Here is a 24,232-nt window from a genome sequence, read left to right as displayed (position 1 = left end):
AAATCGCGGTAGTGCACAGGCATGCTCATTGACGTAAATCGGGTTTATGATGCCCAACGGCAGAATAATAGAAGTCCCCCCAGGGATGACCTCGACCCCTTACGGAGCGCGCAATGCAGACTTTGTTCCCGCAGATCAAACCTCACGCCCGGCACGATCTGGCTGTCGACGACACGCATACGCTGTACGTCGACGAGAGCGGTTCACCGCAAGGCTTGCCGGTCGTGTTCATCCACGGCGGCCCTGGCGCCGGTTGCGATGCTCAGAGCCGACGCTATTTCGATCCGAACCTGTACCGCATCGTCACTTTCGACCAGCGCGGTTGCGGACGCTCCACCCCGCACGCCAGCCTGGAAAACAACACCACTTGGGATCTGGTCGCCGACCTTGAGCGCATCCGCCAGCACCTGGGCATCGAAAAATGGGTGCTGTTCGGTGGTTCGTGGGGTTCGACCCTGGCGCTGGCCTATGCACAAACCCATCCGGAGCGTGTGCATGGCTTGATCCTGCGCGGGATCTTTCTCTGCCGCCCGCAGGAAATCGAGTGGTTCTATCAGGCTGGCGCCAGCCGTCTGTTCCCCGATTACTGGCAGGACTACATCGCGCCGATCCCGCTGGACGAACGCGACGACCTGCTCAGCGCTTTCCACAAGCGCCTGACCGGCAACGACCAGATCGCCCAGATGCACGCCGCCAAAGCCTGGTCGACCTGGGAAGGGCGCACCGCGACCCTGCGGCCGAACCCGCTGGTGGTCGATCGGTTCTCCGAGCCGCAGCGCGCGCTGTCGATTGCGCGGATCGAATGCCACTACTTCACCAACAATGCCTTCCTTGAACCGAACCAACTGATTCGCGACATGGGCAAGATCGCTCACTTGCCGGGCGTGATCATTCACGGTCGTTACGATGTGATCTGCCCACTGGATAACGCCTGGGAATTGCATCAGGCGTGGCCGAACAGCGAGTTGCAGGTGATTCGCGACGCCGGTCATGCGGCGTCCGAACCGGGTATCACCGACGCGCTGGTGCGCGCCGCGGGCAACATGGCCCAGCGCCTGCTCGACCTGCCGCCCGAAGAAGCATGAAGGGCCTGTTACAGCGAGTGCGTGGCGCTCGCGTAGAGGTGGCGGGCGAAATAGTGGGTGCGGTCGATCAGGGGTTGCTGGTTCTGGTGGCGATCGAGCCCGACGACACGCGTGTCAGCGCCGACAAACTTCTGCATAAGCTGCTTAACTATCGGGTATTCAGCGACGCCGAGGGCAAGATGAATTTGTCCTTGGCGGACGTGGGAGGCGGGTTGCTGCTGGTCTCTCAGTTCACCCTGGCCGCCGACACCAAAAGCGGGTTGCGGCCGAGCTTTTCAACGGCGGCGCCACCGGCTCTGGGTGAGGAATTATTCGACTATCTATTAAGCAAAGCGAAACAGGTGCATGGCACTGTGGCATCAGGTAGATTCGGCGCCGATATGCAGGTGCATTTGGTCAACGATGGCCCGGTTACCTTTTTGTTACAGACCTGAAAACACCGGAAACACCTTCTTTAGGAAATTTCGACTGTTTTTAGGGTGTTTTCGCGATAAATACTTTGCTAGCCCTGATGCGTTGTCACGCGGGCTACTAGATAATCGCGCGCTATGGGGATCAGCGTTCGTTGGTCCATTTTTGACTTAGGTAGAGACTTGTCTGGATCCGATTGGGGAATCATTTTGCCCCAGCGGAGTCGGAACAATGCTCGCCAACCTGGCATATAGATAGCTGGCCGTTGGTTTTTTGATCTGTTTTCGGCGAGGGTTGCTCGTGATTGTTAGTCCCTGTAATGCAGCAAAATTGTCTGCCAAACGCGTTCGAAGTGCTTTGGTAGCGGGCTCCGCGCTCCTGTGCCTGCTCAGCGCCGGTCAGCTTTGGGCGTTCAATCTTGACGATGTATCGGCCAAGGCTAAAGAGCTGGCCGGACAGAAGTTCGAAGCCCCCCGCAGCAACCTGCCGAACGAATTCCGCGACATGAAATTCGCGGACTATCAGAAAATCCGCTTCCTCACCGAAAAGGCTGAGTGGGCTGATCAGAAGACCCCGTTCAAACTGTCCTTCTATCACCAGGGTATGCACTTCGATACACCGGTGAAAATCAACGAAATCACGGCTAACACCGTCGAAGAGATCAAATACGATCCTTCGCGTTTCGATTTCGGCGATCTGAAATTCGATCCCAAGGCCACCGATAAACTCGGTTATGCCGGTTTCCGTGTGCTGTACCCGATCAACAAGGCCGACAAGCAAGACGAAATCATGACCATGCTGGGCGCGAGCTACTTCCGCGTCGTCGGCAAGGGGCACACCTATGGGCTGTCGGCGCGTGGCCTGGCCATCGACACCGCATTGCCGTCGGGCGAAGAGTTTCCGCGTTTTCGCGAGTTCTGGATTGAACAGCCCAAGCCGGCTGACAAGCATCTGGTGATCTACGCCCTGCTGGATTCGCCGCGTGCCACCGGCGCCTATCGTCTGATCCTGCGTCCGGGCAGCGACACCATTGTCGACGTCAAGGCGCAGATGTTCCTGCGTGACAAGGTCGGCAAACTGGGCATCGCCCCGTTGACCAGCATGTTCCTGTTCGGCGCCAACCAGCCGTCCAAAGTCCTCAACTACCGTCGAGAACTGCACGACTCCAGCGGTCTGTCGATCCATGCCGGCAATGGCGAGTGGATCTGGCGTCCGCTGAACAACCCTAAACACCTGGCCGTGAGCAACTTCAGCGTCGACAACCTGCGCGGTTTTGGTCTGCTGCAACGTGGCCGTGACTTCAGCCACTACGAAGACCTCGACGACCGCTACGACAAGCGCCCAAGCGCCTGGATCGAGCCGAAGGGCGATTGGGGCAAGGGCACCGTTGATCTGGTAGAGATTCCGACCGCCGACGAAACCAACGACAACATCGTTGCGTTCTGGAGCCCGGAAAAAATGCCGGAGCCGGGCCAGCCACTGGACTTCGCCTACCGCATGCACTGGACCATGGATGAAGCCGCGATTCACGCACCGGACAGCGCCTGGGTTGCGCAGACGCTGCGTTCGACCGGTGACGTCAAGCAGTCGAATCTGATCCGTCAACCCGATGGCAGCGTTGCCTACCTGGTCGACTTCGAAGGTCCATCGCTGGCGGCGCTGGCCCCGGATGCCGACGTTCGCAGCCAGGTCAGCGTCGGTGACAACGCCGAACTGGTTGAAAACAGCGTGCGCTACAACCCTGAAACCAAGGGCTGGCGCTTGACCCTGCGGATGAAAATCAAGGACGCGAGCAAGTCGACCGAAATGCGTGCCGCACTGGTTCAGCCATTGGTAACCGCTGATCTGGCCAAGTCGGCCGTGCCGACGTCCAACTCCTCCGTTGCCAAAGCCGACAAGGTGGCCGCCAAGCAACAAGCGAAAGCCGACAAGGAAGCCAAGGCAGCCGAGGCCAAACAGGCAGATGCCAAGCCAGACGCAGAGGCCAAGGACAAGGCCAATAAAGACGCCAAGCAGCCAGCCGCTGCGGACGCGGCCCCAGCCACACCGGAATCGGCACCGACTGAAGAAGTCCTGACCGAGACCTGGAGCTATCAGTTGCCTGCCGATGAGTAACTCTCAAGTACAGCCAGAGACTCTGTCCGAGTATCTGGCGCATCTGCCGATGACCGACGAGCAGCGCGCGGAACTCGCGGGTTGCCAGTCGTTCAGCGAGTTGCATGAACGCCTGTCATCCTCGACGTTCGACGCGCCGACCGAAGCCGCCCAGGCTTCGGTGGGCAAGCGCCTGACCTTGAGCACGGCCGAAGCGCTGGAAGATGCGCAAATGCTGGTGCTCGACGCCAGCGGCCGGATCAGCCTCAAGGCCACGCCGCCGATTCGTCGCACCAAAGTCGTGCCGGAGCCTTGGCGTACCAATGTTCTGGTGCGTGGCTGGCGCCGCCTGACCGGCCGCACCAACCCGCCGCAACCGCCCAAAGACGAAAACGTACTGCCGGCCGCGCGCTGGCGTACCGTCGGTTCGATCCGCCGCTACATTCTGTTGCTGCTGATGCTCGGCCAGACCATCGTTGCCGGCTGGTACATGAAAGGCATCATGCCGTACCAGGGCTGGTCGTTCGTCGACCTCGACGAAGTCCTGCACCAGCCGCTGCTGCAAACGGCCACGCAAGTGCTGCCGTATGCGCTGCAAACCAGCATCCTGATTCTGTTCGGGATTCTGTTCTGCTGGGTGTCTGCCGGTTTCTGGACCGCACTGATGGGCTTTCTCGAATTGCTCACCGGTCACGATAAATACCGCATCTCCGGCAAAAGCGCCGGCAACGAGCCGATTCCAAAAGATGCGCGCACCGCACTGGTGATGCCGATCTGCAACGAAGACGTGCCTCGGGTGTTTGCCGGTCTGCGTGCGACGTTCGAATCGGTGGCCGCTACCGGTGACCTGGATCGTTTCGACTTCTTCGTGCTCAGCGACAGTAACGACACCGACATCTGCGTGGCCGAGCAACAAGCCTGGCTGGACGTCTGCCGCGAAGCCAAAGGCTTCGGCAAGATTTTCTATCGCCGCCGACGCCGCCGTGTGAAACGCAAGAGCGGCAACCTCGACGACTTCTGCCGTCGCTGGGGCGGTGACTACAAGTACATGGTCGTGCTCGACGCCGACTCGGTCATGAGCGGCGAGTGCCTGACCAGTCTGGTGCGCTTGATGGAAGCCACGCCGGACGCCGGGATTATCCAGACCGCGCCGCGTGCGTCGGGCATGGACACCCTGTATGCGCGCATGCAGCAGTTCGCGACCCGCGTGTATGGCCCGTTGTTCACTGCCGGTCTGCACTTCTGGCAGTTGGGTGAATCCCATTACTGGGGTCACAACGCGATCATCCGCATGAAGCCGTTCATCGACCACTGCGCCCTGGCGCCGTTGCCGGGCAAAGGCGCGTTTTCCGGGGCGATCCTGTCTCACGACTTCGTGGAAGCGGCGCTGATGCGGCGTGCCGGCTGGGGCGTGTGGATTGCCTACGACCTGCCGGGCAGCTACGAAGAGTTGCCGCCCAACCTGCTCGACGAACTCAAGCGTGACCGTCGCTGGTGCCACGGCAACCTGATGAACTTCCGACTGTTCCTGGTCAAAGGCATGCACCCGGTGCACCGTGCGGTGTTCCTGACGGGCGTGATGTCGTACCTGTCGGCGCCGTTGTGGTTCTTCTTCCTGGTGCTGTCCACCGCGCTGCTGGCGGTGAACACGCTGATGGAGCCGCAATACTTCCTCGAACCGCGCCAGCTCTATCCGCTGTGGCCACAATGGCATCCGGAAAAGGCAATCGCGCTGTTCTCGACCACGATCGTGCTGCTGTTCCTGCCGAAGTTGTTGAGCATCATCCTGATCTGGGCCAAGGGCGCGAAAGAGTTCGGCGGCAAGTTCAAAGTGACGCTGTCGATGCTGCTGGAGATGCTGTTCTCCATGCTGCTGGCGCCGGTGCGGATGATTTTCCACACCCGTTTCGTACTGGCTGCGTTCCTGGGGTGGGCCGCCACCTGGAACTCGCCACAGCGTGACGACGACTCCACGCCATGGAGCGAGGCGGTCAAGCGCCACGGGCCGCAAACGCTGCTGGGCTTCTGCTGGGCGCTGTTGGTGATCTGGCTGAACCCAAGCTTCCTGTGGTGGCTGGTGCCTATCGTCGGTTCGCTGATGCTGTCGATCCCGGTGTCGGTGATTTCCAGCCGTGTGGGTCTGGGCTTGAAGTCCCGTGACGAGAGCCTGTTCCTCATCCCTGAGGAATACAATCCGCCACAGGCGCTGTTGGCCACCGATCAGTACACCCACGAAAATCGCTGGCACGCACTGAACGACGGCTTTGTCCGCGCCGTGGTCGACCCGCAGCAGAACGCTTTGGCGTGCTCGCTGGCGACGGCCCGTCACGGCCAGGCGGAGCCGATCGAGTGGCTGCGTCAGGAGCGTGTGCGTCACGCACTGAAGGTTGGCCCGGCAGCGCTGAGCAACCATGATCGCCTGCAACTGTTGAGCGATCCGGTCGCTTTGGCGCGGCTGCACGAGCAGGTCTGGGCCGAAGGTCACGCCGAGTGGCTCAACGCCTGGCGCGCATCGGTGAAAGCCGACCCACACGCGCCGCTGCTACCGCTGCGACCGGTCAGCCCGCAGGCTCAACCGGCCTGATGAAAAAAACCCGCGAAAGCGGGTTTAATGAGATGGTCAGCCTGACCGAGAAGCCCTGCAGGTTTACGCTTGCAGGGCTTTTCTCGTTTTCGGCGGAGGATCTCTCATGAATACGATAACGCTTCTCGGTATCGACATTGGCAAACACAGTTTCCACCTGCATGGCCAGGATGCCAAAGGTCATCAGGTATTGCGCAAGAAAACCAACCGCGGCCAATTGCTCAGCACATTGGCGCAGGTACCTGAGAACCTGGCATAAAAATCAGCTTTAGAGGCTGAGGGTTTTTTCAGGACAGTCGGGAGCGGCTACTCATCGAGGGTCGAGCGTTGTTGCAGCAACGCTCACAATGAGCCCGGATACATTAGCGCAAGCCAGCTTTACCGAAAACAGCCCATGAGGTTGCAGGAGATGGGCTGACCATACATTTTATGGCGCTGAGAAGTCCCGCGCCTTGGGATGAAGCTGGCTGCCAGCGATAACATCACCTCGGGCCAGAGCGAACCGAGGCAGATCCGTTAGCTCAAACCTTGAATCGACCCACCAGCATTTGCAAATGCGTCCCCAGTCGCGCCAGTTCAACGCTGGACGCTGCTGTCTCTTCACTCGCCGCCGAGGTCTGATCCGACACATCGCGCACGTTCAGCACGCTACGGTTGATCTCTTCGGCCACGGCGCTCTGCTGCTCGGCTGCTGCCGCGATCTGCTGGTTCATCGCCTGAATCGCCGAGACGGTGCGGGTGATGCTTTCCAGCGAGCCGCCAGCACGACGAGTCAACTCAACGCTGCTGTCAGTCAGGCTGCGGCTGTTGTCCATGATCGTCGCCACTTGCTGGGTGCCGTTTTGCAGGCCTACGATCAGTTCTTCGATCTCTTCGGTGGACTTCTGCGTGCGCTGGGCAAGACTGCGCACTTCGTCAGCAACCACCGCGAAGCCACGGCCGGCCTCGCCCGCACGCGCCGCTTCAATTGCCGCGTTGAGCGCCAGCAGATTGGTTTGCTGGGCCACGGACTTGATCACGTCGAGCACGCTGCCAATCTTGTCGCTTTCGCGTTTGAGGTCGCCCATGGCTTCGGTGGAGTGGCCCACCTCAACGGCCAGACGCTCGATCTGGGTGATCGCCTCACCCACCACTTTGTCGCCTTCGCGGGCCTGCTGGTCGGCGGCAACGGCGGCTTCGGACGCCTCTTCGGCGTTGCGCGCGACTTCCTGCACGGTGGCGGCCATTTCGTTCATGGCGGTGGCGACCTGGTCGGTCTCGATCTTCTGATTGTTGACCCCGGCGCTGGTCTGCTCGGTCACGGCCGACAGTTCTTCGGCAGCGCTGGCGATCTGGGTCACGCCTTCGCTGATGCCACCGATCAACTCGCGCAGGCCTTGGGTCATGCTCTGCATCGAGCGTTGCAATTGGCCCAGTTCATCGCGCCGCAGCGAGACCAGGTTGTGGGTCAGATCGCCGGCCGCCACGCGTTCGGCAACCTGCAGGGTCTGGTTCAACGGAATGATGATCTGCCGGGTGATCGCCCAGGCCGCCAGTAGGCCGAAAGCTACCGCCAGCAGGGTGGCGATGATCAGCATGTTCTTGGCGTGTGCGGCATCGGTGTCGCGCACGATGGTCTGGGATTCGGTGAGTTTTTTGCTCACATTGAGGAGGATGTCGCCCTGAGCCGACATGATTGCCTTGGCCTTGGCGGTGTTGATCTGGGAGTCGCGGAACTGGGCGACCGCTGCGCGATAGGCCTTGATTGAGTCAGTGGCCTGCTGCAGGTTGGCGATGTGCTGTTCCGGCAGCTTCGATGGCAGGCCCTCGAGATTTTTCAGCGCATTGTCGATGGCGTCCAGCGCCGGCTGCTCAGCATCGGCCTTGCCGCTGTAGGTGTAGCCGCGCACCTGATAGCGCGCCTGCTGCAGCAGTTTGCTCAGTTCGATCACGCTGTTGAATTGGGCGACGCTGTCGCCCTGCAGCATGGATTTTTCAACTTCCGAAATCTTCGCCACGGCGTTGTCGGCATTGGCGCCAAGCTTGCTGCGGGCGTCTTCGCGCTGAACGGTGGCCTGGGTCATGTCGGCAAAGGCGCGTTTGTATTCGGCGACGGCGGCCAGTTGCTGATCGACCATTGCCGCATCGGAGGGTTGCTCGATCAGGGTGCGAGCGGTTTGCAGGCCGCTGTCGAGTTTGCCAAGCAGTTCGTTGACGGTGCCGGGACCTTGTTCGCCACGACGGGCTTCATAGTCCAGGCGCGCCAGGCGCAGATCCTTGGTCAGCTCGTTCAGGCCGGAGATGAAACCAAGCTTGTCGCCACGGCTGATGATGCCGCTCATGCCGGTCCAGCCGGTGAAGGTGATCAACAGCGTCAGCACCAGCACCAGGCCGAAACCGATTCCCAGCTTGCGTTTGACGCTGACGTTTCCAAGACTCTCGGCTAACCAACGGTACATGCGACGACTCCCTCAGACCACTCATTGGACTTATGGGAACTGTATCGGCCGGGTGATGGCAATCTGTAACGCCATTTGTCCGCCACAGGGGATGTGGCGAATTTAGAACAGGCGGGCGAGCAGGGCGGTCACGGCGGTTTCAACCCGCAAAATGCGCTCACCCAGTTGCACCGGTTGCAATCCGGATTTGGCCAGCAGATCGATTTCGTAGGGGATCCAGCCACCTTCGGGGCCGATCGCCAGGGTCACCGGTTCGTTGAGCGCGCGTGGGCACGGCGGGTAGTTGCCGGGATGGCCGACCAGGCCGAGAGTGCCGTCGGTGATGGCTGGCAGACGGTCTTCGACAAACGGTTTGAAGCGTTTCTCGATGATGATGTGCGGCAGGACGGTATCCCGGGCCTGTTCGAGGCCGAGGATCAATTGTTCGCGGATCGCTTGCGGTTCAAGAAACGGCGTCTGCCAGAAGCTCTTTTCGACGCGGTAGCTGTTGACCAGAATCACCTTCGACACGCCCATGGTCGCCACGGTCTGGAACACCCGACGGAGCATCTTCGGGCGGGGCAGGGCCAGCACCAATGTCAGTGGCAGCTTGGCCGGTGGCGGTTGGTCGAGGGTGACGCGCAGTTCAGCTTCACCCGCTTCCAGGCGCAGCAACTCGGCCGAACCCATCAACCCGTCTACACGCCCGACCCGCAGGCTGTCACCGACTTCCGAGCGGTGAACGTCCTGCATATGGGTCAGGCGACGATCACGCAGCACCACACGGTCGGGCGCAATGAAATCGGCCTCTTCGAGCAGCAGCAGGTTCATGCCTGGGTCGCTGGCGGCGGGTCGTTGTGATCGTCGGCTGCTTCTTCCGGGCGTTCGCGCTTGCTGACCAGGCTGCCGAACAGAATGCCGATTTCAAACAACATCCACATCGGCACGGCCAGCAGGGTCTGGGAGAAAATGTCCGGCGGGGTGAGGATCATGCCGACCACGAAGCAGCCGATGATCACGTACGGGCGGATCTTCTTCAGGTATTTGACGTCGACCACGCCGATCCACACCAGCAGCACCACGGCCACCGGGATTTCGAATGCCACACCGAAGGCGAAGAACAGCGTCATGACGAAATCGAGATAGCTGGCGATGTCGGTCATCATTTCCACGCCGGCCGGGGTGGCGGCGGCGAAGAATTTGAAAATCAGCGGGAACACGAAGTAATAGGCGAAGGCCATGCCGGTGTAGAACAGCAGGATGCTGGAAACCAGCAGCGGCACGGCAATGCGCTTCTCATGCTTGTACAGGCCCGGCGCGATGAAGCCCCAGATCTGATGCAGAATCACCGGAATCGCGAGGAACAGCGAAACCATCATCGTCAGCTTCAGCGGCGTCAGGAACGGCGACGACACGTCGGTGGCGATCATCGTCGCGCCCACCGGCAGGTACTGGCGCAGCGGCGTCGAGACGAAGGTGTAGATCTGCTGGGTGAACGCGAACAACCCGGCGAAGATGATGAAAATCGCCGCCACGCAACGCAGCAGACGGGTGCGCAACTCGGTGAGGTGCGAAACCAGCGGCATGTGCTGGTCGTTTTCGGGGAGATCGCTCATGGGGCTCGCGGCGGCAGTGTAGGGTCGTGAGGCGCTGGTGTGGTCGGCGCGGCGGTTGGGGCTACGTGTTCAACCGAAGTATTTGCAGCAGCGGGCACTGGTTCTGTCGGCGCTGCAACAGGTGCAGGTGCAGGTGCAGGTGCAGGTGCAGCGGGCGCGGCTGGCGCATGAATCGTCTGCTCGCCGACATGCTCAACCGGGGTCGGCTCCTGCTGAACCGGATTGAAAATCTTCCGCGCCTCCTGCTCCAGCGACAGAATGTGCTCGTTGTGCAGTTGCCGACGAATCTCGTCGGCACCGATTTCACGTTCAACTTCCTGTTTGATCGCGTTGAAGCTGCGCTTCAGTCGCCCGACCCACAGGCCGGCGGTGCGTGCAGCGCCCGGCAGTCGCTCGGGGCCCAGCACCAGCAGGGCGACGAGGCCGACGAGCAGCAGTTCAGTGAAGCTGATACCAAACATTAGTCAGTGCTCACACGTCTTTGCGGATCGGCTCTTCAACTTTCTGCGCCTGCACATCGATGGTGTGCGGCGGATTGGCCTGAGCGGTGGCTTGCGGCTGCACCGGTGGCACCGGCTGCGCAGGCGTCACGGTTGGATCGGCGGCTGGCTTCTCGTCGTCGTTCATGGCTTTGCGAAAGCCCTTGATCGACTCACCCACGTCGGTGCCCAGGTTTTTCAGTTTCTTGGTGCCGAACACCAGCACCACGACTACCAGAATGACGATCCAGTGTTTCCAGTCAAAAATGCCCATGTTGCAGTTCCTCTCTCAAAGTTGTTCAGGCGGACGGACGCGAGGCTTTCTCGACGTGTCCGGACAGACCGAAGCGACGATCCAGTTCATCGAGCACTGCCTGCGGATGCTGCCCCAGTTGGGCGAGCATGACCATGCTGTGGAACCACAGGTCGGCGGTCTCGTAAATCACGTCGCTGCAATCACCGCTGATGGCGGCGTCCTTGGCGGCAATAATGGTTTCGACCGACTCTTCGCCGACTTTCTCCAGAATCTTGTTCAGACCCTTGTGATACAGACTAGCCACATACGAGCTGTCGGCAGCGGCGCCTTTGCGCTCTTCGAGCACTTCGGCCAGACGGGTCAGGGTGTCACTCATGTTTGTGTCCTGCGCAATAGATGGCGTGCGGGTCTTTGAGTACCGGGTCGACTGTTTTCCAGTCGCCGTTTTCGAAGACACGGTAAAAGCAGCTTTGACGGCCGGTATGGCAAGCGATGTCGCCGATCTGTTCAACCATCAGGATGATCACGTCGGCGTCACAGTCCAGACGCATTTCATGCAGGGTCTGTACGTGGCCGGACTCTTCGCCCTTGCGCCACAGCTTGCCACGGGAACGTGACCAGTAGATGGCACGGTTTTCCGCCGCTGTCAGTTCCAGCGCTTCGCGGTTCATCCAGGCCATCATCAGCACGCGTCCGGTCTTGTGATCCTGGGCAATCGCCGGCACCAGGCCATCAGCGTCCCACTTGATCTCGTCCAGCCAGTTTTTCATCTTCGACTCCGACAGCGAACCCGCACTTCTAATAGTCGGGTTCAGGCGTTGAAACAGTGTGCCAGCCGATCATGGAACTGGCTATCGGCGAACGACCAGATACAAGCCGACAGCCACCATGATCCCGGCAGGCCAATGCCCCAGTTCGTTCAGCGGGCCACCGGCGGCGAGGACCGTACCGCCCGCCAGATGGGCACTGCCAAGCAGGCGCAGGAACCAGTCGTCCTTGCGTTTGTGCCACGGTGGCGGTGGGTCGTTGGCATGGGGCTGGGACATGCGCTCGAGCAGGTCGCGGGCCATATTGGCCAGGTGCGGCAACTGTTCGAACTGGCTCTGCACGTTGCCGATCAAGGTTTTCGGGCTGACGCGCTCGCGCATCCAGCGTTCTAGGAACGGCTGCGCGGTGTTCCACAGATCCAGATCCGGGTACAGCTGACGGCCGAGGCCTTCGATGTTCAATAACGTCTTTTGCAGCAGCACCAACTGCGGCTGCACTTCCATGTTGAAGCGCCGCGCGGTCTGGAACAGGCGCATCAGCACCTGACCAAATGAAATATCTTTTAATGGTTTTTCGAAGATCGGTTCGCACACGGTACGGATCGCCGCTTCGAATTCGTTGAGCTTGGTTTCTGCCGGCACCCAACCCGAATCAATGTGCAGTTGCGCCACGCGGCGGTAGTCACGCTTGAAGAAGGCGAACAGGTTGCGCGCCAGGTAATCCTGATCCTCGGGGGTCAGGCTGCCGACGATGCCGCAGTCGATAGCAATGTACTGCGGACTCCACGGGTTGACCGTGCTGACGAAGATGTTGCCCGGGTGCATGTCGGCGTGGAAGAAACTGTCGCGGAATACCTGGGTGAAGAAAATCTCCACGCCGCGTTCGGCGAGCATTTTCATGTCGGTGCGCTGGTCGGCGAGGGTCGCCAGATCCGTCACCTGAATCCCGTAGATACGCTCCATCACCAGCACTTTCGGGCGGCACCAGTCCCAATGGACTTGCGGCACGTAGAGCAGCGGCGAGCCTTCGAAGTTGCGCTTCAACTGGCTGGCGTTGGCTGCCTCGCGCAGCAGATCGAGTTCGTCGTAGATGGTTTTTTCGTAATCCTGAACCACGTCAACCGGGTGCAGCAGACGGGCATCCGCCGATACTTTTTCGGCGGCGCGGGCGAGGATGAACAGCCATGCCAGATCCTGCGCGATCACCCGTTTCAGGCCCGGGCGGATGACTTTGACCACCACTTCTTCGCCGGTTTTCAGTTGCGCGGCATGCACCTGTGCAACCGAGGCCGAGGCCAGTGGTTTGACGTCGAAGCGGCTGAAGACTTCGTCGATCTTTCTGCCCAGTTGCTCTTCGATCAGCTTGATTGAAACCTGCGAATCGAACGGCGGCACGCGATCCTGCAGCAGCATCAGTTCATCGGCGATGTCTTCCGGCAGCAGGTCGCGACGGGTCGAGAGAATCTGCCCGAACTTGATGAAAATCGGCCCCAAATCCTGCAATGCCAGGCGTAAACGCGCACCCCGGCTCAGATCCAGCGGCTTGCGCGCAAACCAGCGCCACGGCAGCACAAAGCGCAGCGCCAGGAGGAACCAGGGCAGCGGCAGATCGAACAGCAGGTCATCGAGGCGGTAGCGGATCACGACGCGCTGGATGCGCAACAGACGGCGGACGGCAAGCAGCTTCATGCGTTATCGCTTGGGTCGAGGGATCGGGAAAGGCGCTCGAAACGCGCCTCGAGACGTTCCAGATCAAGTTTGATCCGGTCCAGTTCGCTGAACCGCGCTTCGGCTTCGCGCTGCCCGACGAGGGTGCGTGATTCTTCGGCGAGGTATTCGGCGAGGTTCTGGTTGAGACTGGCAAATCCTTGTTGATACCAGCGTGCGCGGCTGCGCAGATGGCCACCGACCAGATGTGTGGCGACAGGGCCGAGCCAGCGCGAGAGTTCGTACTCCCAGTCCAGCTCGAGGTCCTGCAACACGCCGGCCAGTTCCAGCAGCACGCCGCTGTCGCCATCGAGCTCGACTTGCGGGGCATGCAGCACCGCGGTCTTGTCTTTGCTCAGGGCCAGTTTCACCAGGCTTGAAGCCGGAGCGCGCAGGGTGCAATCGACGCCGGTTTCCCAGTGGGAGGCCAGCATCAGCCCTTCATCACTCGGCAGGATGAACAGTTGCAACGCCGGGCTGCGGCAATCGACGGCAATCACTTTGCCAGTCAAATGCGCCAGCCGCGCCAGCGCCGTGCTGTCGAGACGCAGCACCCGGTTCAGGCCGAGTTCGACGCTGGCCAGCAGCCCGGTGAGCAACATCAGGGCTTGATGCCGCGGTGCAGGGCAACGATGCCCGAGGTCATGTTGTGATAGGTCACGCGGTCGAAACCGGCGTCGACCATCATCGACTTCAGGGTTTCCTGATTCGGGTGCATGCGGATCGACTCGGCCAGGTAGCGATAGCTCTCCGAATCGTTGGTGATCAGCTTGCCCATCAGTGGCATGAAAGCGAACGAGTAGGCGTCGTAGGCTTTGGACATCAGCGCGTTGGTCGGCTTGGAGAATTCCAGCACCAGCAGACGGCCGCCGGGCTTGAGTACGCGCAGCATCGAGCGCAGGGCGTCTTCTTTATGCGTCACGTTGCGCAGGCCGAAGGCGATGGTCACGCAGTCGAAATGGTTGTCCGGGAACGGCAGTTTTTCAGCGTCCGCCTGAACGAATTCGACGTTGCCGGCCACACCCAGATCCAGCAGACGGTCACGGCCGACCTTGAGCATCGATTCGTTGATGTCGGCCAGTACGACCTGACCGGTCGGGCCGACCAGGTGGGAGAACTTCTTGGTCAGGTCACCGGTGCCGCCGGCGATGTCGAGCACGCGATTACCGCTGCGCACGCCCGACAATTCGATCGCGAAACGCTTCCACAGACGGTGCATGCCGCCCGACAGAAGGTCGTTCATCAGGTCGTACTTGGCGGCTACGGAGTGGAACACCTCAGCGACTTTTTCCGCTTTCTGGCTTTCCGGAACGTTTTTGAAGCCGAAGTGAGTGGTGGGTTCGGCATCGCTGCCTTTGCGCTGATCAGTCATATCGCTGTCACCAAAAGAGAATGCGCGACATTCTAATCCCCAAGCCATGCTTTGTCTTGGAATGGCTAAAGGTAAGATGGGCAACCTTCGGGACGATTTGCCGCAGATGCGGTCAAGATTTACCGACAAGCATTCATAAAGCAGGAGTCATTCAATGGCCCGTATTAGTGTTGAGCGTGCCCACAACCTGGGCAAGGAAGTGGCCCGCGAGAAGGCCGACAAGCTGGCGCAGAAACTGTCCGATCAATATGGCCTGGAGCCGCGATGGTCGGGCGACACCTTGAACCTCAAGCGTTCGGGCGTTAAAGGTGCGGTGCATGTCGCCGACGATTCGATCAGGGTCGACGTGGAGCTGGGCCTGATGATGTCGGCCATGAGCGGCATGATCAAAACCGAGATCGAGAAGGCGCTGGACAAAGCGCTGGTCTGATTTACGCCTGCAATCCAATCCCCTGTGGGAGCGGGCTTGCTCGCGACAGCGGTCTGTCAGTCAATGCATAAGGTGACTGACACGACGCCTTCGCGAGCAAGCCCGCTCCCACATTTGTTTCGTGGTGCTCCTGCTGTTTATGTCGGTTGTTAGGGTGCCGTTTCTAATTTTTCTGCCTACTTTGTGCCTGAGCCCGACACTTTCGCGGGCAGTTCCTCAAACCTTCTGCGCGTGAGGTGCACCATGGCCAAAGTAATTTTGAAGAAAAAAATCGACGCTTCGACTTCAGCCCTGAGCGACGTGAAATCCTATGCCCGCAAGATCTGGCTGGCAGGCCTGGGTGCCTACGCCAAGGTCGGCCAAGAGGGCAGCGACTACTTTCAAGAGCTGATCAAGGCCGGTCAAACGGTTGAAAAGAAAGGCAAAAAAGCCGTCACCGAAAAACTCGAAGCGGCCAACACCGAGATCGATGAAGTCAAGGGTGAGGTCAGCTCTTTCAAAGGTCGCGTCGAAGTTCAACTCGACAAGGTCGAGAAGGCCTTCGACTCCCGTGTTGCAAGCGCCTTGAATCGTATCGGCATTCCGTCTAAACATGACGTTGAGACACTCTCTGCTAAGCTCGATGAGCTGACGGCATTGCTCGAACGCGTCGCGCGTAAATCTTAAGGAGAACGGGATGGCTGGTAAAAAGAACACCGATAAAGAAGGCAGCTCGTGGATCGGGAAAGTCGAAGACTACTCCCGCAAAATCTGGCTGGCTGGTTTAGGCGTGTACTCGAAGATCGACACTGACGGCAGCAAACTCTTCGATACATTGGTCAAAGACGGTGAGAAAGCCGAGAAGCTCACCAAATCGGCCGTCGGCAAAAAAGTCGATGCCGCCAAGGACTCTGCTTCTTCGGCCAAGTCGCGCATCAGCGGCGTAAAAGATCGCGCACTGGGCAAGTGGGACGAGCTGGAAGGGGCGTTCGACAAGCGCCTGAACAGCGCGATTTCGCGCCTGGGCGTTCCGAGCCGCAATGAAGTGAAAGCGCTGCACAGCAAGGTGGAAACCTTGACCAAGCAGATCGAAAAACTTACCGGGGAGAAAGCTCGCCCGGTAGCGGCGAAAACCGCTGCAGCCAAGCCAGCAGCCAAAACGGCGGCCAAGCCACTGGCTAAAGCGGCTGCAAAACCTGCGACCAAACCGGTTGCTGCCAAAGCCGCTGCCAAGCCTGCTGCAAAAACTGCCGCAAAACCAGCAGCTAAACCTGCCGCAAAACCAGCAGCTAAACCTGCCGCCAAGCCAGCAGCGAAAACCGCAGCCGCCAAACCTGCTGCCAAGCCAGCGGCCAAACCGGCTGCGGCGAAGAAACCGGCAGTGAAAAAACCGGCCGCACCGAAAGCCGCTGCGCCGAAACCGGCCGCTCCAGCGGCCAAGCCTGCCACTTCGGCAACCCCGGTGAGCACGTCGAACTCCGCCGCTGCACCGACTCCGGCGGCCACCCCGACTGTTGCATCGACCCCGTCGACGCCAACCAGTCAGTCCTGATTTTTCAGGAAGCAAGAAAACGCCCGGCCTGCCAAGGTCGGGCGTTTTTGTTTGTGTAGATAATCTCAAGCCGACTGCGAACCCCTGTGGGAGCGGGCTTGCTCGCGAAGGCGGCATTCCGGTCACACAAGATGTCGCGGATGTACTGGCCTCTTCGCGAGCGAGCCCACTCCCGCAGGGTTCCTGGTATTTTCGATTAGTCGTGATCTTCCAGGTATTGCAGCGCCATCCGCTCCGTCGCCACCTTCACCGGCGGCAGCAAGTGCGGCGCCACCAGCATCATGATCTGGTAAACCACCAATCTGACTTCCCCCTCCCGATCAAGAATCCGCTGATAGTCCAGTGAAAACAGCAGCGTCAGGGTGATCTGCTCCACCAATTGCCCCAGCGCCTGCGTATCGCTGACCAACTGTCCTGCCGCCTTCAACCGCGCCAGCAACGATGCCAGTGTGCGTTTCAAGGCATTGAGCAAATGACGAATCCCCTTCGCCAGTTTCGGCAGGCGTCCGGCCAGGTTCGACAGGTCCTGAAACAGGAACCGATACTGCGCCAGTCGCTCGACGATCAGATGCAAGAACAGCCAGTAATCTTCCGGCGCCAACTCCACCTCCGGCGGCGGATCCAGCAGCGGCGCCAACTCATTCTGGAAACGTTCGAACAGTCCGAGTATCAGTGGCTCCTTGCCGTGGAAGTGGTAATAGAGGTTGCCGGGGCTGATCCCCATTTCATTGGCAACTTCCATGGTGGAAACGTTCGGCTCGCCCTTTTCGTTGAACAGTTGCAGAGCACATTCGAGAATCCGGTCGCGGGTTTTCATCCAGTCTTCTTAGAAAAATTCGGTTAAGCGTCAGCGCACATGCACGTAAGTGCCGGGTGCTGCCTCCATCGGTGGATAGTTCGGGTTGCCGAGGGTCATCTGGGTTTCGTGCTGGTCGCCGGAGCGTTGCTGAATCCATTCCAGCCACTGTGGCCACCAACTGCCGTCGACGTGTTTGCCGTCGTAGTACCAGGCGCGCGGATCGCTGCTCATCTTGCCGTTATCGATGTAGGCGGCTTTCGGGTTGGTCGGTGGGTTGAGAATGCTCTGTACATGGCCGCTGTTGGACAGCACAAAACGTCGATCACCCCCCAACAGCAAGGTTGAGCGATACACCGCATCCCATGGAGTGATGTGGTCGTTCATGCCGGCGACGCTGAAACTGTCGACAGTGACTTTCTGCAGATCGATCGGCGTACCGCAGACCTCAAGACCACCGGGGTGGGTCAGCGGGTTGTGCTTGAAGAAGTCCAGCAGGTCGCCGTGAAACGCGGCGGGCAGGCGAGTGTTGTCGTTGTTCCAGTAAAGAATGTCGAAGGCTGGCGGCTCTTTGCCCAACAGGTAGTTGTTGACGAAGTAGCTCCAGATCAAATCGTTGGGGCGCATCCAGGCGAAAACCTTGGACATGTCGCGACCGTCCAGCACGCCCTTCTGATAGGAACGGCGTTTGGCGGCTTCAAGGGTTTGCTCATCGGCAAATAGCGTGGCCGGGGTTTCGATCTGGCTGTCGAGCAGGCTGACCAGATAGGTCGCGCTGGAGACCCGCCGCAGTTGCCGTTTGGCCTGCAAATGCCCTTGCAGAGCGGCGATGGTCAGCCCGCCGGCGCAGGCGCCCATCAGGTTGACCTCGCGGGCGCCGGTGATCGCCCGGCACACGTTCATCGCTTCTTCCACCGCTTCAACGTAAGTCGAAAGGCCCCATTCGCGGTGGCGCACATCGGGGTTGCGCCAACTGATCATGAAGGTCTGCAAGCCGTTTTTCAGGGCGTATTGGACGAAGCTGTTTTGCGGACTGAGGTCAAAAATGTAGTACTTGTTGATTTGCGGCGGTACTACCAGCAGTGGCTTGGCGTACTGTTTTTCGCTCATCGGTCGATACTGGATCAGCTCCAGCATCTCGTTGCGAAACACTACTGAGCCGGTGGTGGTGGCGACGGTTTTGCCAACTTCGAATGCTTGCTTGGTGACCTGCCGAGGCAGGCCGTCGTTGTGCAGCAAATCATCAAACAGATGACTGAGGCCGCGCACCAGACTGTGGCCGCCGGAGTTGAACAACTCCTTGATCGCCAGCGGGTTGAGCAACGTATTGGACGGCGCTACGGCGTCGTTGAGCAGGGTGAAGGCAAACTGCGCGCGCGCGCGATCGTCCGGGCTCATGTTGCTCTCGTCGATCCAGCTTTTGACCTGTTTCTGCCAGGCCAGATACGCCTGCAGACTGCGCCGGTAAAACGGATTCAGGCTCCATGCCGGGTCGGCGAAGCGGCTGTCCTGTGGATTGGTCGGGTGCAGGGTTTCGCCCAGCAGCACGCGGCCCAATTGGCCGCCGAGTTTCAACGCGTGCTTCGCGCTGTGGATCGGGTTGCGCAAGCCATGGACGGCCACGCTGCGCAGGGTCGAGATCAGGTCTCGGCCACGCAGCCCGGCGATCGCACTTTGTGCATTGATGAACACGGCGGAGCTGGGTACAACGCCCTTTGCTGGTTTTTCGCGCATGTATCAACACTCCTTCGTCTTCAGGCCAAAAACAAACTCACCGAACCAGAACACCATAGTCGCTGTTGCGGGTTGTTGCCTGCGGGGCGTCCTGCCACGCATTCTGAAAAGGCACTGCATAAAACCTGCCGTAGCGGTTAGCCGCCCAGCGGTGTCGGGTGCGGGTGCATCACCGCGCGCTGACGTTCCTCCTCGAGGAATTTCATGATGATCGGCGCCACGGCTTCGGCGCGGGTAATCAGGAACAGGTGACCGTCATCGATGATGTGCAACTGCGCGTTGGGAATGCGCCAGGCGAGCATGCGCATGTTGACCAACGGGATCAGTGGATCGTCATCGCCGGCCAGCACCAGCGTCGGCTGGTGGATCTTGTGCAGCCAGTGAATGCTGGTCCAGCCCAGACCGGCGAACAGTTGCCAGTAGTAACCGAGCTTGCCCGCCGAACGCACTTTTGCTGCGTGGCTGGCGGCCAGGGTCGGGTCACGGCGGAACGAACCGCCGTAGATCAACGGTGCGATACGGATGACATGGGACGGCTGAATGTAGCGCCGGGGGCTGGCCATCATCCACAGCACTTTCGGTTTGCCCGGCACCATCACCGCACCGGCAGCGGTCGCCGCCAGCACCAGTTTCTTGCAGCGCTCGGGGTAGTCGTAGGCGAACTGCTGCGCGAGCGCGCCGCCCCACGACACACCGATCACGTTGACCTGACCATAGTCGAGGTAATCGAGCATCCGTGACGTCAGCTTGGCCAGGCCGGGAAAGCGATACGGTCGGTTCGGCGTCGAGGAACCACCGACACCGGGCACGTCGAAGGCGATCACTTCCAGATCCGGGTCCAGCGCCGCGACAAACGGAAACACCAGCTCCAGGTTGGCGCCGATGCCGTTGAAAATCAGCAAGGGCGTCAAGTGAGGCTTGCCGGGGCGTACCGCCGTGCGAATGGTCTGGCCATCCAGATCGACGGTACGGAATATGAACGGTTGCGGCATGCTTCAGGCCCTGTGGGTCGATCTCAATATCACCCTTAACCCTTGTGGGAGCGGGCTTGCCTGCGAAGGCGTCATGTCAGTCAATATCGATACTGGCTGAACGATCGCTTTCGCGAGCAGGCTCGCCCCCACATTGGGGATGAGGTGTGTCAATTACCGCTCATGTACATAAGTGCCCGGCGATGCTTCGCCTGCCGGATGCGCCTTGTTGCCCAGTTTCATTGGAGCCTTTTTCAGATTGCCCGAGCGCTCGGCCTGCCACGCCTGCCAGTACAGCCACCAGGAATCCGTGTGCTTGGTCGAGTTCTCTTGCCAGTCATCGGCGTTGGCGGCCATCCCTTCGCTGGTCATGTAGCGCGATTTCGGATTACCCGGCGGGTTCAGAATGCTCTGGATGTGGCCGCTGCTCGACAATACGAATTCAACCTTGCCACCAAACAACTGCGCCGACTTGTAGCAGGACTTCCACGGGGTAATGTGGTCGTTGGTGCCGGCCAGCGAAAAGATATCGGCGGTGACTTGCTTGAGGTCGATCGGCGTGCCGCACACTTCCAGTGCATTGGGGCGGATCAGTGGATTGTTTTTGAACATCTCGATCAGGTCGCCGTGGAACGCGGCCGGCAACCTTGTGGTGTCGTTGTTCCAGAACAGAATGTCGAACACCGGCGGCTCATTGCCAAGCAGGTAGTTGTTGACCCAGTAGTTCCAGATCAGATCATTCGGGCGCATCCACGCGAAAACCTTGGCCATGTCTTTGCCTTCGAGCACGCCGGCCTGATACGAGTGGCGCTTGGCGGTCTCCAGGGTCTGCTCGTCGACGAACAGGGCGACATCGCTGTCCAGGGTGGTATCGAGCACGCTGACCAGCAGGGTCAGGGCGTTGACCTTATTCTGGCCAAGGGCTGCGTAGTGGCCGAGCAGGGCGGTGCAGGTGATGCCACCGGAACAGGCGCCGAGCATGTTGATGTCTTTGCTGCCGGTGATCGCGGTCACCACATCGACCGCTTCTTTCAGCGCATCGATGTAGGTCGACAGACCCCACTCACGCTGGGCCTTGGTCGGGTTGCGCCAGCTGACGATGAACGTCTGCACGTTATTGCGCAGGCAGAAACGCGCCAGGCTCTTGTCCGGGCTCAGGTCGAATACGTAGAACTTGTTGATTTGCGGCGGCACGACGAGCAACGGACGCTCGTGGACTTGCTCGGTGATCGGCTTGTACTGGATCAGCTCCAGCACGTCGTTGCGAAACACCACCGCGCCTTCGGTCACGCCCAGGCTCTTGCCGACCTCGAATGCGCCCATGTTGACCTGGCTCGGCATGCCGCCGTTGTGCACCAGATCCTTGGCCAGATGCGAGAGGCCATCGAGCAGGCTTTTGCCGCCGGTCTCGAAGAAGCGTTTGACCGCCGCCGGGTTGGCTGCCGTGTTGGTCGGCGCCATCGCTTCGGTCATCAGATTGATCACGAAATGGCCGCGAGCAACGTCTTTGGGTGACAGGCTGCTGTCGTCGATCCAGGCGTGGAGTTCCTTGCGCCACGCCAGGTAAGTTTGCAGGTAGCGTTTGTAGAGCGGGTTCTGGCTCCACGCAGGATCGGCGAAACGACGGTCATCGCCTGCCGGTTGCAGTTCGGATTTGCCGAACAACACGTTCTTCAGTTCGAGACCGAAATGGGTGACGTGCTTGACGCTATGGATCGGTTGTCTGATGGCCTGTTTCAGCACCATACGAGCAGAGGCCAGCAGATCCTTTCCGCGCAGCCCAACGACGGGATTAAGCCCCAGAGTGTTTTCCGAGGCTTGATACTTCAGGTCATCGTTATTCTTGTTACTCATCTACGACGCTCCATTGTCCTGAGACGAGTACCCGGTTTTCTGCTGTGCAGTTCCACAGCCAATGCCAGGTACTACTGCTCGGGTGACCGTTAATTCTGCATAGCTGCTTTACAGTCGTAGAGCACTGCAGGGAACTTGCCAGCTCCATTGGTTACCCGAGTTTAATTTTTTTCGCAAGCGGGCCGATCCTCGACGCCGCAGCAGAGCATTCAAACAGATGAATTTAGAAAATGCCCTCTAAAGAGCAAGAGGCTGGGACTAGAGCATCAGCTTGACGATCGACTGATCCGGATCGCGGGTTTTTCCGGCTGCTTTGAGCTCAGCCAGATAATCGGCCCAGAGTGCGTCATGACGTCGCCCCAGCTCATAGAGATATTCCCAAGTGAACAGGCCGCTGTCGTGCCCGTCGTCGAAGGTCAGTTTCAGTGCGTAGTGACCGGCCGGTTCCAGCTTGCTCAAGCCAACGTTGAGCTTGCCGAATTGCAGGATGGGTTTGCCGTGGCCCTGGACCTCGGCGGAGGGGGAATGCACACGCAGGAATTCGGCGGGCAGGGTGAACTCCTCGCCGGACGCGTAGGTGAGCGTCAGGGTTTTCGAGGCTTTGTGCAGTTTGATGTCGGTGGGAATTGAGGTCATGGTCTGGCGTCCGTTGTGTGGGCGACCCTGATTCAAATGTGGGAGCGGGCTTGCTCGCGAAAGCGGTGCGTCAGCCAACATTGATGTCGACTGGCACGGCCTCTTCGCGAGCAAGCCCGCTCCCACAGGGTCCGCTACCGCTGTAAGTATGGCTTACAGGATATAACGGGACAGGTCTTCGTTCTGCGCCAATTCGCCGAGGTGGCTGTTGACGTACGCCGCGTCGATCAGGATCGGCTTTTCATCATGGGTGCTGGCCATATCGCCGGCACTGAACGACACCTCTTCGAGCAGACGCTCAAGCAGCGTGTGCAGGCGACGGGCACCGATGTTTTCGGTTTTCTCGTTGACCTGCCAGGCGATCTCGGCGATGCGCTTGATGCCTTCGGGCTGGAACTCGATGTTCAGGCCTTCGGTTTTCAGCAGCGCGCAGTATTGCTCGGTGAGCGAGGCATGCGGTTCGCTGAGGATGCGCTCGAAATCTTCCGGGCTCAGGGCCTTGAGTTCGACGCGGATCGGCAGACGACCTTGCAGTTCGGGCACCAGATCGCTCGGTTTGCTCAGGTGGAACGCACCGGAGGCGATGAACAGGATGTGATCGGTCTTGACCATGCCCAGCTTGGTGTTGACGGTGCAGCCTTCGATCAGCGGCAGCAGGTCGCGCTGCACGCCTTCACGGGAGACATCGGCGCCGCCGACATTGCCGCGCTTGGCGACCTTGTCGATCTCGTCGATGAACACGATGCCGTGCTGCTCAACGGCTTCCAGGGCCTTGGCCTTCAACTCTTCTTCGTTGACCAGGCGCCCGGCTTCTTCGTCGCGCACCAGTTTCAGCGCTTCTTTGACCTTGAGCTTGCGGGACTTCTTCTTGCCCTTGCCCATGTTGGCGAACAGGGACTGCAACTGGTTGGTCATTTCTTCCATGCCTGGCGGCGTGGCGATCTCGATGCCGGCCACTTCGGCGACTTCGATTTCGATTTCCTTGTCATCCAGTTGGCCTTCGCGCAGACGCTTGCGGAACAGCTGACGGGTGTTGGAATCGGAGCTTGGCGCTTCTTCGTTGCTGAAGCCCATGCGGGCCGGTGGCAACAACGCATCGAGGATGCGGTCCTCGGCAGCGTCTTCAGCGCGGTGGCGCACGCGGGTCATTTCCTGCTCGCGCAGCATCTTGATCGCCGCGTCGGCCAGATCACGGATGATCGATTCGACGTCACGGCCGACATAGCCAACTTCGGTGAATTTGGTCGCTTCGACCTTGATGAACGGCGCGTTGGCCAGTTTCGCCAGGCGACGGGCGATCTCGGTTTTACCGACGCCGGTCGGGCCGATCATCAGGATGTTCTTCGGGGTCACTTCAACACGCAGCTCTTCAGGCAACTGCATCCGGCGCCAGCGGTTGCGCAGGGCAATCGCGACGGCGCGCTTGGCATCGTCCTGGCCGATGATGTGGCGGTTGAGTTCGTGGACGATTTCGCGGGGAGTCATGGACATA

General features: G+C 59.9%; 22 protein-coding genes and 4 pseudogenes. 9 read left to right on the top strand and 17 right to left on the bottom strand.

From position 1 onward, the window contains the following. Positions 1 to 113: 113 nt before the first annotated feature. From pip to ACIOWA_RS10625, 5 genes and pseudogenes are all read left to right on the top strand, one after another. A complete protein-coding gene (gene pip, locus ACIOWA_RS10645; RefSeq protein ID WP_339432975.1) occupies positions 114 to 1,085 on the top strand; it encodes a prolyl aminopeptidase in 972 nt (323 codons plus the stop codon). Then, complete coding sequence (gene dtd, locus ACIOWA_RS10640; protein WP_339432974.1) at positions 1,082 to 1,519, top strand: D-aminoacyl-tRNA deacylase; 438 nt, start codon at positions 1,082 to 1,084, stop codon at positions 1,517 to 1,519. The genes pip and dtd overlap by 4 nt, the downstream gene beginning before the upstream one ends. A gap of 277 nt (positions 1,520 to 1,796) precedes the next feature. After that, positions 1,797 to 3,611, top strand: a complete 1,815-nt coding sequence (locus ACIOWA_RS10635) for a glucan biosynthesis protein G (protein ID WP_339507942.1) — start codon at positions 1,797 to 1,799, stop codon at positions 3,609 to 3,611. Beyond that, on the top strand, positions 3,604 to 6,174 hold the full coding sequence (mdoH, locus tag ACIOWA_RS10630) for a glucans biosynthesis glucosyltransferase MdoH (RefSeq protein ID WP_339494834.1): 2,571 nt from the start codon (positions 3,604 to 3,606) through the stop codon (positions 6,172 to 6,174). The genes ACIOWA_RS10635 and mdoH overlap by 8 nt, the downstream gene beginning before the upstream one ends. Positions 6,175 to 6,280: 106 nt before the next feature. Next, positions 6,281 to 6,412: pseudogene (locus ACIOWA_RS10625) on the top strand (IS110 family transposase); the annotation flags it as partial. A 283-nt stretch (positions 6,413 to 6,695) separates the two neighbouring features. On the opposite strand, the gene ACIOWA_RS10620 reads toward ACIOWA_RS10625, so the two are convergent. From ACIOWA_RS10620 to ubiE, 11 genes and pseudogenes are all read right to left on the bottom strand, one after another. Further along, positions 6,696 to 7,409, bottom strand: coding sequence for a methyl-accepting chemotaxis protein (locus ACIOWA_RS10620; RefSeq protein ID WP_401159731.1), 714 nt, complete (start codon positions 7,407 to 7,409; stop codon positions 6,696 to 6,698). A gap of 141 nt (positions 7,410 to 7,550) precedes the next feature. Beyond that, positions 7,551 to 8,495, bottom strand: a pseudogene (locus tag ACIOWA_RS10615) (methyl-accepting chemotaxis protein); the annotation flags it as partial. Between the two features lie 219 nt (positions 8,496 to 8,714). Continuing rightward, positions 8,715 to 9,422 (bottom strand): 16S rRNA (uracil(1498)-N(3))-methyltransferase, encoded by a 708-nt coding sequence (locus tag ACIOWA_RS10610; protein WP_339432970.1) that lies wholly within the window; start codon positions 9,420 to 9,422, stop codon positions 8,715 to 8,717. Continuing rightward, positions 9,419 to 10,207, bottom strand: coding sequence for a twin-arginine translocase subunit TatC (tatC, locus tag ACIOWA_RS10605; RefSeq protein WP_260455779.1), 789 nt, complete (start codon positions 10,205 to 10,207; stop codon positions 9,419 to 9,421). The genes ACIOWA_RS10610 and tatC overlap by 4 nt, the downstream gene beginning before the upstream one ends. After that, positions 10,204 to 10,668 (bottom strand): Sec-independent protein translocase protein TatB, encoded by a 465-nt coding sequence (gene tatB / locus ACIOWA_RS10600; RefSeq protein WP_401159705.1) that lies wholly within the window; start codon positions 10,666 to 10,668, stop codon positions 10,204 to 10,206. Before tatB ends, tatC begins: the two co-directional genes overlap by 4 nt. 10 nt (positions 10,669 to 10,678) lie before the next feature. Next, positions 10,679 to 10,960, bottom strand: a complete 282-nt coding sequence (locus ACIOWA_RS10595; RefSeq protein WP_003220847.1) for a twin-arginine translocase TatA/TatE family subunit — start codon at positions 10,958 to 10,960, stop codon at positions 10,679 to 10,681. A gap of 25 nt (positions 10,961 to 10,985) precedes the next feature. Further along, positions 10,986 to 11,318 (bottom strand): phosphoribosyl-ATP diphosphatase, encoded by a 333-nt coding sequence (locus ACIOWA_RS10590; protein ID WP_007909355.1) that lies wholly within the window; start codon positions 11,316 to 11,318, stop codon positions 10,986 to 10,988. Beyond that, positions 11,311 to 11,712, bottom strand: coding sequence for a phosphoribosyl-AMP cyclohydrolase (gene hisI / locus ACIOWA_RS10585; protein WP_123470722.1), 402 nt, complete (start codon positions 11,710 to 11,712; stop codon positions 11,311 to 11,313). Before hisI ends, ACIOWA_RS10590 begins: the two co-directional genes overlap by 8 nt. Positions 11,713 to 11,793: 81 nt before the next feature. Then, the gene (gene ubiB, locus ACIOWA_RS10580) at positions 11,794 to 13,398 is read right to left on the bottom strand and encodes a ubiquinone biosynthesis regulatory protein kinase UbiB (protein ID WP_339432968.1); all 1,605 of its coding nucleotides are present in this window, start codon (positions 13,396 to 13,398) and stop codon (positions 11,794 to 11,796) included. Beyond that, positions 13,395 to 14,018, bottom strand: coding sequence for an SCP2 domain-containing protein (locus ACIOWA_RS10575; protein WP_339432967.1), 624 nt, complete (start codon positions 14,016 to 14,018; stop codon positions 13,395 to 13,397). The genes ubiB and ACIOWA_RS10575 overlap by 4 nt, the downstream gene beginning before the upstream one ends. Continuing rightward, positions 14,018 to 14,788 (bottom strand): bifunctional demethylmenaquinone methyltransferase/2-methoxy-6-polyprenyl-1,4-benzoquinol methylase UbiE, encoded by a 771-nt coding sequence (gene ubiE / locus ACIOWA_RS10570; protein ID WP_221731323.1) that lies wholly within the window; start codon positions 14,786 to 14,788, stop codon positions 14,018 to 14,020. Before ubiE ends, ACIOWA_RS10575 begins: the two co-directional genes overlap by 1 nt. Before the next feature lie 154 nt (positions 14,789 to 14,942). Between ubiE and ACIOWA_RS10565 the strand changes: the two genes are divergently transcribed. From ACIOWA_RS10565 to ACIOWA_RS10550, 4 genes and pseudogenes are all read left to right on the top strand, one after another. Continuing rightward, positions 14,943 to 15,218: a polyhydroxyalkanoic acid system family protein gene (locus tag ACIOWA_RS10565; RefSeq protein WP_401159702.1), complete on the top strand. Its 276-nt coding sequence runs from the start codon at positions 14,943 to 14,945 to the stop codon at positions 15,216 to 15,218. A gap of 243 nt (positions 15,219 to 15,461) precedes the next feature. Then, positions 15,462 to 15,884 (top strand): phasin family protein, encoded by a 423-nt coding sequence (locus ACIOWA_RS10560; RefSeq protein ID WP_221731321.1) that lies wholly within the window; start codon positions 15,462 to 15,464, stop codon positions 15,882 to 15,884. Positions 15,885 to 15,894: 10 nt separating this feature from the next. Further along, positions 15,895 to 16,290, top strand: a pseudogene (locus tag ACIOWA_RS10555) (phasin family protein); the annotation flags it as partial. A gap of 90 nt (positions 16,291 to 16,380) precedes the next feature. Next, positions 16,381 to 16,641 (top strand): annotated as a pseudogene (locus ACIOWA_RS10550) (hypothetical protein); the annotation flags it as partial. A gap of 304 nt (positions 16,642 to 16,945) precedes the next feature. On the opposite strand, the gene ACIOWA_RS10545 reads toward ACIOWA_RS10550, so the two are convergent. From ACIOWA_RS10545 to hslU, 6 genes are all read right to left on the bottom strand, one after another. After that, entirely contained in the window at positions 16,946 to 17,566 is a 621-nt protein-coding gene (locus ACIOWA_RS10545; RefSeq protein WP_339432964.1) for a TetR/AcrR family transcriptional regulator, read from the bottom strand. Positions 17,567 to 17,596: 30 nt separating this feature from the next. After that, a complete protein-coding gene (gene phaC, locus ACIOWA_RS10540; RefSeq protein ID WP_401159700.1) occupies positions 17,597 to 19,279 on the bottom strand; it encodes a class II poly(R)-hydroxyalkanoic acid synthase in 1,683 nt (560 codons plus the stop codon). A gap of 137 nt (positions 19,280 to 19,416) precedes the next feature. Next, positions 19,417 to 20,271, bottom strand: a complete 855-nt coding sequence (phaZ, locus tag ACIOWA_RS10535; protein ID WP_221731317.1) for a poly(3-hydroxyalkanoate) depolymerase — start codon at positions 20,269 to 20,271, stop codon at positions 19,417 to 19,419. Positions 20,272 to 20,424: 153 nt separating this feature from the next. Further along, a complete protein-coding gene (gene phaC, locus ACIOWA_RS10530) occupies positions 20,425 to 22,104 on the bottom strand; it encodes a class II poly(R)-hydroxyalkanoic acid synthase (protein ID WP_339432962.1) in 1,680 nt (559 codons plus the stop codon). A 258-nt stretch (positions 22,105 to 22,362) separates the two neighbouring features. Further along, complete coding sequence (locus tag ACIOWA_RS10525; RefSeq protein ID WP_221731315.1) at positions 22,363 to 22,740, bottom strand: gamma-butyrobetaine hydroxylase-like domain-containing protein; 378 nt, start codon at positions 22,738 to 22,740, stop codon at positions 22,363 to 22,365. Positions 22,741 to 22,893: 153 nt separating this feature from the next. Beyond that, a complete protein-coding gene (hslU, locus tag ACIOWA_RS10520) occupies positions 22,894 to 24,231 on the bottom strand; it encodes an ATP-dependent protease ATPase subunit HslU (protein WP_221731314.1) in 1,338 nt (445 codons plus the stop codon). Position 24,232 lies beyond the last annotated feature (1 nt).

Origin of the sequence: Pseudomonas sp. NPDC087614 (assembly GCF_044743485.1) — a bacterium.
GTDB classification, from domain to species: Bacteria; Pseudomonadota; Gammaproteobacteria; order Pseudomonadales; family Pseudomonadaceae; genus Aquipseudomonas; species Aquipseudomonas baetica_A.
Note: the sequence above shows the minus strand (reverse complement) of the source record. Positions and strands in the feature narration are given on the sequence as shown.

Coding starts and splice junctions, on each gene's coding strand:
- pip (WP_339432975.1), top strand. CDS start 114: ATGCAGACTTTGTTCCCGCAGATCAAACCTCACGCCCGGCACGATCTG.
- dtd (WP_339432974.1), top strand. CDS start 1,082: ATGAAGGGCCTGTTACAGCGAGTGCGTGGCGCTCGCGTAGAGGTGGCG.
- mdoH (WP_339494834.1), top strand. CDS start 3,604: ATGAGTAACTCTCAAGTACAGCCAGAGACTCTGTCCGAGTATCTGGCG.
- ACIOWA_RS10620 (WP_401159731.1), bottom strand. CDS start 7,409: ATGAACGAAATGGCCGCCACCGTGCAGGAAGTCGCGCGCAACGCCGAA.
- ACIOWA_RS10610 (WP_339432970.1), bottom strand. CDS start 9,422: ATGAACCTGCTGCTGCTCGAAGAGGCCGATTTCATTGCGCCCGACCGT.
- tatC (WP_260455779.1), bottom strand. CDS start 10,207: ATGAGCGATCTCCCCGAAAACGACCAGCACATGCCGCTGGTTTCGCAC.
- tatB (WP_401159705.1), bottom strand. CDS start 10,668: ATGTTTGGTATCAGCTTCACTGAACTGCTGCTCGTCGGCCTCGTCGCC.
- ACIOWA_RS10595 (WP_003220847.1), bottom strand. CDS start 10,960: ATGGGCATTTTTGACTGGAAACACTGGATCGTCATTCTGGTAGTCGTG.
- ACIOWA_RS10590 (WP_007909355.1), bottom strand. CDS start 11,318: ATGAGTGACACCCTGACCCGTCTGGCCGAAGTGCTCGAAGAGCGCAAA.
- hisI (WP_123470722.1), bottom strand. CDS start 11,712: ATGAAAAACTGGCTGGACGAGATCAAGTGGGACGCTGATGGCCTGGTG.
- ubiB (WP_339432968.1), bottom strand. CDS start 13,398: ATGAAGCTGCTTGCCGTCCGCCGTCTGTTGCGCATCCAGCGCGTCGTG.
- ACIOWA_RS10575 (WP_339432967.1), bottom strand. CDS start 14,018: ATGTTGCTCACCGGGCTGCTGGCCAGCGTCGAACTCGGCCTGAACCGG.
- ubiE (WP_221731323.1), bottom strand. CDS start 14,788: ATGACTGATCAGCGCAAAGGCAGCGATGCCGAACCCACCACTCACTTC.
- ACIOWA_RS10565 (WP_401159702.1), top strand. CDS start 14,943: ATGGCCCGTATTAGTGTTGAGCGTGCCCACAACCTGGGCAAGGAAGTG.
- ACIOWA_RS10560 (WP_221731321.1), top strand. CDS start 15,462: ATGGCCAAAGTAATTTTGAAGAAAAAAATCGACGCTTCGACTTCAGCC.
- ACIOWA_RS10545 (WP_339432964.1), bottom strand. CDS start 17,566: ATGAAAACCCGCGACCGGATTCTCGAATGTGCTCTGCAACTGTTCAAC.
- phaC (WP_401159700.1), bottom strand. CDS start 19,279: ATGCGCGAAAAACCAGCAAAGGGCGTTGTACCCAGCTCCGCCGTGTTC.
- phaZ (WP_221731317.1), bottom strand. CDS start 20,271: ATGCCGCAACCGTTCATATTCCGTACCGTCGATCTGGATGGCCAGACC.
- phaC (WP_339432962.1), bottom strand. CDS start 22,104: ATGAGTAACAAGAATAACGATGACCTGAAGTATCAAGCCTCGGAAAAC.
- ACIOWA_RS10525 (WP_221731315.1), bottom strand. CDS start 22,740: ATGACCTCAATTCCCACCGACATCAAACTGCACAAAGCCTCGAAAACC.
- hslU (WP_221731314.1), bottom strand. CDS start 24,231: ATGTCCATGACTCCCCGCGAAATCGTCCACGAACTCAACCGCCACATC.